Source organism: Prolinoborus fasciculus (assembly GCF_056724605.1).
Map to the genome: position 1 here is coordinate 1 of NZ_JBWZQN010000048.1, position 11,427 is coordinate 11,427.

12 protein-coding genes are annotated in these 11,427 nt (G+C 43.1%); 5 read left to right on the forward strand and 7 right to left on the reverse strand.

What is annotated here, in order from left to right; translation table 11 throughout:
* Positions 1–183 precede the first annotated feature (183 nt).
* From AC1P5O_RS11625 to AC1P5O_RS11645, 5 genes are all read left to right on the forward strand, one after another.
* A complete protein-coding gene (locus tag AC1P5O_RS11625) occupies positions 184–789 on the forward strand; it encodes an HNH endonuclease (RefSeq protein WP_262466668.1) in 606 nt (201 codons plus the stop codon).
* 672 nt (positions 790–1,461) lie between these two features.
* Positions 1,462–1,593 (forward strand): hypothetical protein, encoded by a 132-nt coding sequence (locus AC1P5O_RS11630; RefSeq protein ID WP_004647016.1) that lies wholly within the window; start codon positions 1,462–1,464, stop codon positions 1,591–1,593.
* Entirely contained in the window at positions 1,586–2,029 is a 444-nt protein-coding gene (locus tag AC1P5O_RS11635; RefSeq protein WP_004280384.1) for a CopG family ribbon-helix-helix protein, read from the forward strand. The genes AC1P5O_RS11630 and AC1P5O_RS11635 overlap by 8 nt, the downstream gene beginning before the upstream one ends.
* Positions 2,030–2,040: 11 nt before the next feature.
* Entirely contained in the window at positions 2,041–3,849 is a 1,809-nt protein-coding gene (atzF, locus tag AC1P5O_RS11640; RefSeq protein ID WP_262466667.1) for an allophanate hydrolase, read from the forward strand.
* A complete protein-coding gene (locus AC1P5O_RS11645; RefSeq protein ID WP_174894393.1) occupies positions 3,846–4,868 on the forward strand; it encodes an ABC transporter substrate-binding protein in 1,023 nt (340 codons plus the stop codon). The genes atzF and AC1P5O_RS11645 overlap by 4 nt, the downstream gene beginning before the upstream one ends.
* A gap of 89 nt (positions 4,869–4,957) precedes the next feature.
* Here AC1P5O_RS11645 and AC1P5O_RS11650 read toward each other — a convergent pair whose 3' ends face one another.
* The 7 genes from AC1P5O_RS11650 to AC1P5O_RS11680 form a co-directional block, all read right to left on the reverse strand.
* Positions 4,958–5,287: a DMT family transporter gene (locus AC1P5O_RS11650; RefSeq protein ID WP_004280373.1), complete on the reverse strand. Its 330-nt coding sequence runs from the start codon at positions 5,285–5,287 to the stop codon at positions 4,958–4,960.
* 8 nt (positions 5,288–5,295) lie between these two features.
* Positions 5,296–6,177, reverse strand: a complete 882-nt coding sequence (locus AC1P5O_RS11655; protein WP_262466666.1) for a hypothetical protein — start codon at positions 6,175–6,177, stop codon at positions 5,296–5,298.
* Positions 6,174–7,181 carry an isopenicillin N synthase family dioxygenase gene (locus AC1P5O_RS11660; RefSeq protein ID WP_348942211.1) on the reverse strand — a complete coding sequence of 336 codons (1,008 nt, stop codon included), beginning with the start codon at positions 7,179–7,181 and terminating at the stop codon, positions 6,174–6,176. Before AC1P5O_RS11660 ends, AC1P5O_RS11655 begins: the two co-directional genes overlap by 4 nt.
* Positions 7,182–7,258: 77 nt before the next feature.
* A complete protein-coding gene (locus AC1P5O_RS11665; RefSeq protein ID WP_004809406.1) occupies positions 7,259–8,140 on the reverse strand; it encodes an ABC transporter ATP-binding protein in 882 nt (293 codons plus the stop codon).
* Positions 8,140–9,084, reverse strand: coding sequence for an ABC transporter permease (locus tag AC1P5O_RS11670; protein WP_262466664.1), 945 nt, complete (start codon positions 9,082–9,084; stop codon positions 8,140–8,142). Before AC1P5O_RS11670 ends, AC1P5O_RS11665 begins: the two co-directional genes overlap by 1 nt.
* 244 nt (positions 9,085–9,328) lie before the next feature.
* Positions 9,329–10,345, reverse strand: coding sequence for a CmpA/NrtA family ABC transporter substrate-binding protein (locus AC1P5O_RS11675; protein ID WP_148335175.1), 1,017 nt, complete (start codon positions 10,343–10,345; stop codon positions 9,329–9,331).
* Between the two features lie 10 nt (positions 10,346–10,355).
* Positions 10,356–10,934, reverse strand: a complete 579-nt coding sequence (locus AC1P5O_RS11680) for an ANTAR domain-containing response regulator (RefSeq protein WP_004280362.1) — start codon at positions 10,932–10,934, stop codon at positions 10,356–10,358.
* Positions 10,935–11,427: the final 493 nt, after the last annotated feature.

The following is an 11,427-nucleotide window of genomic DNA, read 5'->3' on the forward strand; positions in this document are numbered from 1 at the left end:
TGGAAGCAGATGAAATATTATTGGCGAGATTTTCAAGTCATGACAGCTGACAAAATAGAGCAATGGGTGGAGAAAGTATCAAACCAATTCGGAAAAGAATACATGTTTACTTTTTAATGGATACTTACTTCATACTTTTCAAATAATAAACCACAGTACTCAACGATAAGGAAATTTTATGACTTGATCTTAACGAATGGGAATGAAGATAAAAATAAAATTATTAAATGTCCTTATTGTCTCTCAACAATCTGTTCGCATGTTGATCACTTTTTACCTGAGTCTATTTACTCTGGCTTAGCCGTTAATCCTAAAAATTTAATTCCTAGTTGCCATAATTGTAATACGAAGAAAAAAGCTAAAATTTTTAAAATAATTGGTCAACATCAAGTCAGCTTTTTTCATCCATATTATGATGATCTAGGTGATATTTTATGGCTGAAAGCAAATGTAACTCTTGAACAAAATTTATTATCAGTATCTTTTTTTGTTGATAGTTCATTAGATGTCGCTAAAGAAATCATCCATAAAATTAATTATACTTTTGACGAGTTGGGTATGGCTTCATATTTAAGTAATAAAGCTGCTGAAACAGAGCTGACAACGCTAATGGCAAAATTTAGAAGTAAAGATTTTTGGTTAGAATTAAGCAATGAAGAGATTACTACAACCTTAGACTCAGACAGAAAACTTTTTATTTTAACGCATGGCAAAAATCATTGGTTAACGGCTTTATATGATGAATTATCAAAAAGATCAGATTTATATGATGTTTTAAAAATATCCTAAACCTTAATATTAAACCATTTAACAGATCTTTTAAAAGACCCTGTTAAATGGTAATAATTTGATTATTGTTTACATATCTAGTTTATTGATGATTGGCAAACCTTCAGTCTTAAAAGTAAATATCACAGAGTCATCAATTTTAAGGAATACTTTAAATAAAAAATTAACATTTACAGATAAAGTCACTCCGACCATTTTCAGCTACACTTTGATGCACTCCTGAACCCCAATGGTGCAAAATGGCCTATTTTTTAGGCATACTTAAAAAATAAATCATCCTTGTTTTGCCTCTTTTTACGTATGTAATTAATTTCCCACGCATTCTGCTTAAATTACACTCTATTTTATATTATGGCACGCTTTATGCTTTTATTTATATACAACATAAATAGAGGAGAGCAATACACTTGATCACTCATAATCACAAACATCGGTTAACCATTCATGTATAAAAAGAATAGCAAGGACATGAGCAATCAAAATGGAATAAACCGGTGAAATACAAAACTTACTTTTGCTTTAGAACAAGCCCCATTTCAATGTTATGGGGCTTTTTTTCGCCCTTTTATATAAGTTTATTCACCTCATCCAAATAACTAAAAATTGGCACGCTTTCTGCATTTTCCTAAGTAATACGAAATTTTGGTTTTGTAATATTTACAGGAGATGCACATGAACAATCCGACATCAAATAAAAAAATGCATCCATGGCTTCACTTTTTGGTTGAGCTGCTCAGCGTACGCGCAGGCTTTCACATTAAACAGTCTTCCCAATACCAACCCAAGGATCAACATCGTGCCTAAACAAAAATTGGCACGGATCAGTATTACCGTGCCAGAAACCACGCTACATGCGATGGACCAAAAAATTGTCGAGCAGCATTATGAAAGCCGTTCACAGGCCATTGTCGACATGATTAACCGCCACCTGATTGATGATCTGGTGATTCGCGATGAAGTCATGGTCGGCACACTCACCTTGCTCTACGACGTCAGCCTGAAACCGCTGCGCAGTCAGCTGGTCGATCTGCAGCAGCAGTATCTGGCGCAAGTGATCAATTCACTTCATATCCAGTTGGATGATGAAAAAATTCTGCAAGTCATGCTGATGCAGGGCGCGAGCAGTGATCTAAAAGAAATTAGCGAACAATTTATTGCACTGAAAGGCGTGATTAAAGGGCATCTCGAACTGATGGATGCCGTCATGCCGCCTATTCCACAAAATACCGAACACACTTAAGGAGAACAGCTGTGCACAACTTATGGACTGTACAGGACTGGCAACACGCCTACCAGAATAACAATATCCAGCTTAGTGACCTGATTGAGTATGTTGCCGGGTTGAATAATGACGATCATGCCTGGATTTCAATTGCGACGGCAGCACAATTACAGGCACAAATTGATGCATTAACTGGTGCAGATACTGAAAGCTTGCCACTTTATGGGGTGCCATTTGCGGTCAAGGACAATATTGATGTTGCAGGGTTCTATACCACAGCAGCATGTAAAGAGGCAGCTTATCTGGCGACTTCCGATGCAACAGCAGTAGCCAAATTAAAAGCTGCCGGCGCGATTGTCGTGGGTAAAACCAATCTAGATCAGTTTGCGACGGGTCTGGTCGGTGTGCGTTCCCCATACGGCGCCGTGAAGAACAGCTTTAATCCTGAATATATCAGCGGCGGTTCGAGTTCGGGTTCCAGCGTGGTGGTAGCCAATGGATTAGTACCATTCAGTCTGGGTACAGATACTGCAGGTTCAGGACGTGTACCAGCAGGGCACAATAACATTGTCGGACTCAAACCGACCAAAGGCTGGTTCTCGACTACTGGCCTGATTCCGGCTTGTCGCACCATCGATGTGATTTCGATTTTTGCATTAACGGTGGATAATGCCTGGCAGGTAGCGCAAGTCATGCAGGGCTATGATGCCAGCGATGATTATTCCAGAACGCATCCTCAGAATGTTCCTAGCCAATTTTCAAAAGGGAAAATTGCCATTCCAGATACACTGGAATTTTATGGCGATGCTGAAACTGAAAAAGCATTCCAGCTGGCGATCGCACGTGTACAAAGCTTGGGTTATACGGTTGAGCCGATTGATTTTGCTCCATTTCAACAACTGGCAGCGGCCTTGTATAACCGCTCTTGGGTGGCTGAACGTACCAGTGCCGTGGAAAAAATGGTGCAACGCGAGCAGACCCATCCGGTCATTGGCCAGATTATTGCGCAGGCAGACCGGTTCAATGCGGTCGATGTCATGCAGGATGAATATGAACGTGCCCACCTGAGCCGTGTTATTCAAAATACACTGGCAGATTATGATGCCTTGATGGTGCCTACTGCACCCACCATTTATCGCATTGCAGAAGTAGAAGCCGATCCTCTGGTAAAAAACAGCCACATGGGCGCTTATACCAATTTTGTCAATTTTGCCGACCTGTCGGCTTTGGCATTACCAAATAGCATTCGTGCTGATGGTCTTCCAACGGGTGTGACCTTTATTGCGCCAGCCTGGATGGATGAAGCACTGGCCAAATTCGGGCAAAAATGGCAGCAATCGAGCCAGTTAAAGCTAGGCACCTCTGAACTTAGCTATGAAAAAACAACTGAAATCTCATCGGATCACAGCGTCAAACTGGCTGTCGTCGGTGCACATCTAAGTAGAATGCCGCTGAACTTTCAGCTGACCACACGCAGTGGCACCCTGATCAAGCAGACCCGGACTGCTTCGCATTACAAACTCTATGCTTTAAAAAATACCACACCACCAAAACCCGGCCTCCAATACAACGCGAAAGGTTGTTCAATTGAAGTCGAAGTCTGGGACATTCCGCGTGCACTGTTCGGAGACATTGTTGCAGAAGTTCCGGCACCATTGGGGATCGGTAATGTTCAGCTGATTGATGGTACTTGGGTCAAAGGCTTTATCTGTGAAGGCTATGCACTTGAGGATGCAACAGATATTAGTCATTTCGGTGGCTGGCGCGAATTTATGAAATCTAAACAACTTTCAAATACCAAATTTAAATGTGAATGCATAGGGGAAGTCGCAAAATGATCAAAAAAGCACTGATGTCAGTTTCCGTACTGTCTGCAATCCTTTTAAGCGGTTGTGACAATACCGCTAAAGTACCTGAACCAAATGCCAAGGCTGAAGGTACTGTAAATACTCAACCCATCCGGATTGGTTATAGCGACTGGCCGGGTTGGGTTGCGTGGCAAGTTGCGATTGAAAAAGGCTGGTTAGAGGAAGCTGGAGTCAATGCTGATTTTAAATGGTTTGACTATTCAGCCTCACTTTCAGCTTTTGCTGCCAACCAGCTGGATGCGGTCATGGTCACTAATGGTGATAATCTGGTCACTGGCTCTGGCGGGACCAAGGGCGTGATGATCATGGCGACCGATTATTCAGCTGGAAATGACGTGATTATTGCCAAGAATGGCATTAATTCGATTCAGGATCTGCGCGGTAAAACCGTAGCCACTGAAAAAGGTCTGGTCGATCACTTGTTACTGTCCACTGCACTGGATGATGCCAAAGTTGGCCTGAATGAGGTCAAACTGGTCAATACCATGACCAATGAATTGCCACAGGTTTTTGCCACTCCCGATATTGATGCGATTGCAGTATGGCAGCCGGTGGCAAATCAGGCTTTATCTGCTGTTGCCGGTTCCAAGATTATTTTCACCTCTAAAGACAAGCCTGGATTAATCTACGATACCTTGACCGTGAATCCAGCCCATCTGGAAGCCAATAAAGAGCAATGGAAAAAGGTGATTCAGGTTTGGGATAAAACTGTCAAATACATCAATGACCCGGCGACTCGTGAAGATGCTGCACAGATCATGTCCAAACGTGTCGGTGTCGATGCGAAGACCTATATGCAGTTCATTGATGGCACGCATTTGCTGGATCTGGCCGCCAACAAGAAAGTCTTTACCAAAGGTGATGGCTTCGACTCGATCTATGGTTCCAGCTACCATGTGAACAAGTTCAATGTGGCCAACGGCATTTATACGACTGAAATGAATGTGGATGGTGTGATTGTTCCGACTCTGTTACAAGAACTCAAATAGAGCATGCCGCCTCATTGGGGAATGTAATCTAGACCCATAAAAAAATCCCCGGATTGGGGATTTTTTATTGTTAGATGAATATTAAAATATTAAAGCTGCGTACTTTTGGAAAAGACATTGATAAAAATAATGCCAATGATCATAAACGCCAGACCGATCAGCGCGGGAAGATCCAGTTGCTGTTTAAACACCAAGAGGCCAACCGTTGAAATCAAGATAATGCCGGCACCAGACCAGATTGCATAGGCAATGCCCATCGGAATGGTTTTCATGGTCAGTGACAGGAAAAACAGGGCAACGGCATAACCGGCAATGGTGGCAAGTGAAGGCCAGAGCACGCTAAAACCATTGGAAGCTTTCAATGCAGAAGTGGCAATGACTTCTGCAATAATGGCAATCGACAGATATAAAAAAGACATATTTCTCCCTATAACACCCGTTCTGCATGTTGCATCAGGTGATCCTGTTCTGACTTCAGCCAGATTTCAGCTTGTGTAGTCGTGGGGGTTGTATATTGAAATTGGTAATCTGGCTGGTATATATCCAGCTCAAAAATCAGGTCAATGTCGCGACCATCTAAAATGACATGCTGAACCAGACTGCTTCCATTGAGAACTTCAAAATTTTCCAGGTTAAAAGCTTTACCTGTCTCACTGCTGCAGGTGCTGTAAGTTTTAGCTTGACCATCAGTCCCGATAGAAACCTCAAAACTTTCCAACAAGGCAAACACGGTCGGATCAACAGCTTTCAAGTCCATTTGAGCGACTGTACTTTGCACTTCAGGCAAACGCGTCAGGGCATAAGCAATATGATCAGCGCAAATAATCAGGCCGCCATCCATTTCCAGTGTCTGACCAGATTGAACATCAAGCGCAGACTGAAGACGTAGGCCTAAAAATAAACCGTGCTGTACCTGCTGGCGCCAGTCTTCGACATAGACATTACTTGGAGAAAATTCCAGAATGCAGTTGCCAATCGCATGCAACCTGGCTGGTTCCGGCCATTGCACATGATTCTGGTAATTGGCGTAGTCTTTCACGTCCCAGGACAAGAGTTGGTTGGCGCTATCCCAAAGCGTATTGCCAATCCAGCCTTGGCGTTCCTGAACAGCAGTTCCCGTCTGGCTTTTTAGACGTAGATCAATGGTAAAACTGCGCGACTGAAACCAGTACACAATGGTATTTTCATCAGTCAGGCCATTATAAAAACTGATGCTTTTACGTCGGAAAGCACCATATAAAAAGCCCGGAATAATCTCTGGCTGAGGGGTAGTGGGCTTTAAAGTTTTAATTACTTCAAACAGATTCATGATGCTGTCTCCGCCTGTTCTTCAAGTCCAAAAGAGGAAAGTGGTACAGCATTTTTTAAGACCAGTTCACCGCTAGCAACGCGATGTTTTAAATATTGAAAGGTCGGGGCGGTCTGATTAAATAGATGCTCGCCCCCGATCAGGGCAGAATATTTGGAATTTTCAGTGTGAATAACCGGTTCAATCACGGTGTCATAATTGCAGGCGCAAAACAGAGGGAATGAATAACGTTCTTCAGAGACTTTTTTCACGCGGTGCTTGGTGGCGAGATATTTACCATTTGACAGAATTTCCATCATGTCACCGATATTCATCACCAGTGTATTTTCAATCAGTGGAATGTCGATCCATTCGCCGGCTTTATTCAAAACCTGTAAGCCGGGTGCGGTGGGTAACAGCAAGGTAAAGCATTCGTAATCGGTATGTGCGCCAATGCCTTCGGCATCTTGCACTTCCGGATTATAGGGATAATGAATCAAGCGTAGCTGACTTGGTGCATCAGTAATTTTGCTTTCAAAAAAGTTCTCACGAACGCCCAACGCCAGTGCAAAGGCAGAAAAAATCTGCCGGCTGATCTCACGCAGATGACTATAGTATTGGCTGACAATAGACTTGAAATCCGGATGGTCTGGCCATAAGGTGGGCCCAAGTAAAGGACAGTCTTTTCTTACCCCCTGATAATCATAATTGACATCATAGGCTTCTTTTAAATCATAACTGTTGCCGGCAAACTGTTCTTCGCCAATCGGCACATAGCCACTATGGTTTTTTGATTTGCCAATATAGTGCTGCATTTTGGTGTCCAGATCCTGAGAAAAATAGGACTGGGCCATTTCAATCAGGGCTTTGGCGTAATCAGAATTAAACTGGCTACCTTGCAGATAAAGAAATCCGACTTCTTTACAGGCATGATCCAGAGCATGAGCAACTTCAATACGATCGGCTAAATCCGGACTTTGTAATTTTGAAATATCAACCAGTGGGAGTACATATTGCGCTTGCATGATAATCACCTCTAATGTTGGTCGTCCAACACAGCGATTAAAACCTTCGGGTCGTCCCAAAGGCATTTTGGATAAGATTATTTATTGCTGCTGACCTTGGTCATACGCGGAATGACCGGCAGTTCTGCCAGTGCCGGATCCAGTTCATCTTCTTCAGCATGCACCAGATAATCGACACGTTGTCTTAACTGTTTAAATTCAGGACTAAGCATGACGTCTGGATGGCGTGGACGAGGTAGATCAACTTCGATAATTTCCTTGATTTCACCCGGATTGGCTTTCAGCGCCACAATACGGTCGGCCAGTAAAATGGCTTCATCCATATCGTGAGTCACAAAAATGATGGTGATGTCGATATTTTGCCAAAGATCCATCAGATGACGCTGCATTTTTTGCCGGGTATGCGGATCGAGTGCTCCAAAGGGTTCATCCATCAACAGGATCTTCGGTTCATTGACCAAAGCCCGGGCAATCGCGACACGCTGTTTCATCCCGCCAGACAGCTCATGCGGATACTGGTTTTCATACTTTTCCAGACCAATGATATTGATCCATTCACGTGCCTGCGCTTCGGCCGCTGCACTACTTTGGCCTTTCATGCGCGGGCCAAACATGACATTTTCCTTGACGGTTTTCCATGGAAACAGGGTATAGCCCTGGAACACCATGCCACGCTCTGGACTTGGGCCGGTAATCGGCTGGCCATCCACCAGAATCTCACCACTGCTATAAGGATCCAGACCGGCGACTACACGGCTAAAGGTTGACTTGCCGCAACCGGAAGGCCCAATCACACAGATGAACTCCCGCTTATGAATTTTCAAATCAAGGGCATTTAAAACCGTACGTTCAGTTTTGCCATGACTGAATTTTTGTGTCAGTTGCTTCGCTTCCAGAATCACCGGACGGCTATAAATCTTGTCGAAGTATTCACGGGTATTAAATTCAGTGTTTTGCATCAGTTAGCTCCCGCTTTCCATTTAAATAAGCGTTGTCCCAGTTTCATTAAAATCACATCACACAGCAGACCAATCACACCGATAATCAGGATCGCGGCAAAGACATTATCAAAGTTTTGATAGCGGGCTTGCTGGGTAATGAACCAGGTAATCCCGGAGGTACTGCCGATCAGTTCTGCTACGATCAGGTAAGTCCATGCCCAGCCGAGCAACACACGCAGATTACGGTAAATTTCAGGCAGGGCGGCAGGAATCACCACATGTAACAGACTTTTGAGTTTATTGGTGCCCAGAGTAAAACCGGCTTCGATCAGGCTGCGATCCACCAGACGTGTGGTATTGGCAATAATCAGGATTTGCTGGAACAAGGTTCCAATCACAATAATGGCAATTTTTGGTGCATCATTAATTCCGAGAATTGCCACTGCCAGTGCACCAAAGGCCGGAGCAGGCAAATAACGAAAAAATTCGACAAAGGGCTCGGTCAGCTGGGAAATTTTATTTGAAAATCCGCATAAAATACCGAGTGGAATACCAACCAAGGAAGAAATAAAGAACGCGGTAAACACCAGCTTGATACTGTGCCACAGACTTTCATGAAACCAGGGGGCATTGGCCTGAGCAGGCTCCGTGGTAAACGCCGTGACCAGTGCAATCGCAACTTCATGTGGTGCAGGCAGATAAATCGGGTTGACCAGAATACCCTGCGGCGGAGCCAGACCCTGATCTACCGCAGACTGCGCAGCAGAAAAAAACTGGTCTTTATCAATACGACTCTCGACCTGTAAATAGGCAACACTACCTGAATCAGTAATCTGGACTTGTGGATGCCAGATAAATGGCAAATAGCTGACCGCACACCAAATCAGAACTGGTATTAAAAAAGACCCCAAGCCAAACAGCAATTTATTTCTTTGACTGAGTTCACGTGCAACGTAACTCATAGTGTTGCCCCTCAATATTACAAATTTTATAAAACGTAATACTGAATAAGCAAAATGAATGCCATTTCATCTCAAATCCTGAAATGACTCTTAAAATGGCTTATTTTTATAGAAAAATTAGCAGACAACTCTTAATCATATTCAAGAAGTTAGATCAGAATGCAGAGATTTTTAATCATTTTCTGGAAAATAGACTCAATGAAAAAGACCTGAAAAATCAGGCCTCTTTTTTCAGTAACATCATTTAGCCAATAATGTCTGCATGCTGGCTTTGCAAACTATAGATGCACTGTTCTGCAATCTGTTTTTTCTCGGCTACGGTCATTTCAATATCTTCCCATTTCTGCATCTGCTGCAGGAGCCAGATAAAATCATCGACTTTCGGTTCGGCACTTTCCCCAACAAAATTCCGGATGATATTCTTGATCTTGTAAAAGTCATAGACATGCCGCTGGGCGGAACATTCAAACTGAATAATCTGATAGTCTACCAGCATGTCCCATACTTCTGATAAATCACTGCGCTGCTTTAAATCATCCTGCGCTTTTTGTACTGCCTTGACCACTGCCTCTACAGTAAATGGATGCTGTTCTGCCCATTCCTGGGTCATGGCCAAGACTTTATCGGCAACTTTTGGAATGACATTCTGGCTTGCTGCGACGATAAAACTATAGCCTTCAAGTTTGGCCTGAATATTCCAGGGTTCTCCCACGCAAAAGCCATCGAATACCTGTTCCGCGATTCCTTTTACCATGGAAGGCGGTGGAGAGGTCATCAGCTGGATATTCTTGGCCAGTTGTGGATCAGTCAGCGCCAGCCATTCTTTTAAACAGTAATGGTGAATCGAATATTTATAAACATAGGCCAGATTGATGGAATGATTCTGTTGTAAAGCCTGTACCAGTTTCTTTGAGGTATTCTGTTCATCATCCCCAGGCTGGATGCCGAGTTCATAGCACAAATCCTGGCGCAGGCTAATAAAAGCCTGATTCACGCTCAGTACTAGAGGGGTTTGCAAAGCCACCTGTAACTGGTCTGTACCCAGGGCAGCAGCGGGCAGCATGGCAGACAAGCAATGTGCAGCATCCAGAAAGCCATAGGCCAGACGGTCACGCAAACTAGACCAGGAGGCCTCATGGATTAAATTGATGGTTAATCCTTGCTCAGCAAAATACCCCTGTTTTTCGGCCCAGAGAATGGCAACACAATCAAGTAAAGGAATATAGCCAATATTGAGTTCAGTTTTTTCTAATGTGGACATATGCTTTTCCTTATTGGCCCAATAACAGCTTCTGTGCATCCAGTAAGCGTCTGGCCATTTCACCAATGGTAATCCGGTGACTCATGGCATTTTTACGCAATAAAGCAAAAGCTTGTTCTTCCGTTAATGCATGCAGCTGGATGAGCAACGCTTTGGCTTTATCGATATCTTTACGGTCAATCAGTTTGTCCTGGGTTTCTTTTAAATCATTCAGCAGCTTTTTATGCTTGCGAAACTGTTCAATTGAAATTTCCAGAATGCTTTCTAGTTTGGTGGGATCAATACCATCGACAATATAAGCCGTGATTCCGGCATCAATCGCACTTTTGATGGTGTCTTTATTGGAGTTCTGGGTAAACAGCACGGTCGGAAGTTCATATTGGCTGACACAGCTTTCAATAATATCCCGATGCGGATGATCCATATTCAGCAAGATCACATCTGCATGAATACCCTTAACATGTACCATATTCAGGTCATTCAGGATTAAACAGGCCACCACCTGAAAATCATGTGAAAGTAAGGATTCCTGGATGAATTGGGCGCGCTCCAGATCATCATCAATAAGAGCAATTCGTAATTTGGACATGGAATATTTTCAAGTAAGGCCTAAGGAATATTCAAGCAGGAGTAAAGCAAAAAACATGCCATTAAATTGGTGCATAAAATTCTATTTTTCTGTTCAATTTAGTGCATAGCTTTAGGGATTTCAGCTGATGGCTGATCAAAATGAAGCGTTTAGGTAGATCATCTGCCTGAAATAAGGCGTTTTCTTATTGGAAAAGTTGGCACGATTTCTGCATTTATTAAATCGTCAAAGATGACTTTCAATACTAACAACGGCCAACGATGTCCGTTCTGATCGTAATTGCACTTTCAAGGAGTGTGATTGGTATTTCGTTCAGCACAGGATAAATGACATGGTCAGTTGTTCAGCAATACAAAACGCACAAGCGTTTCAACCCTTCCTCCAGCATTACAAAGCGCTAGGTTGCGGTATTTACAACATATTCAATCAGCAGACATATCAATGCCTAGACGTGATATGCGGCTTTTTATCATCTTTAAAAAAACAATAGTTG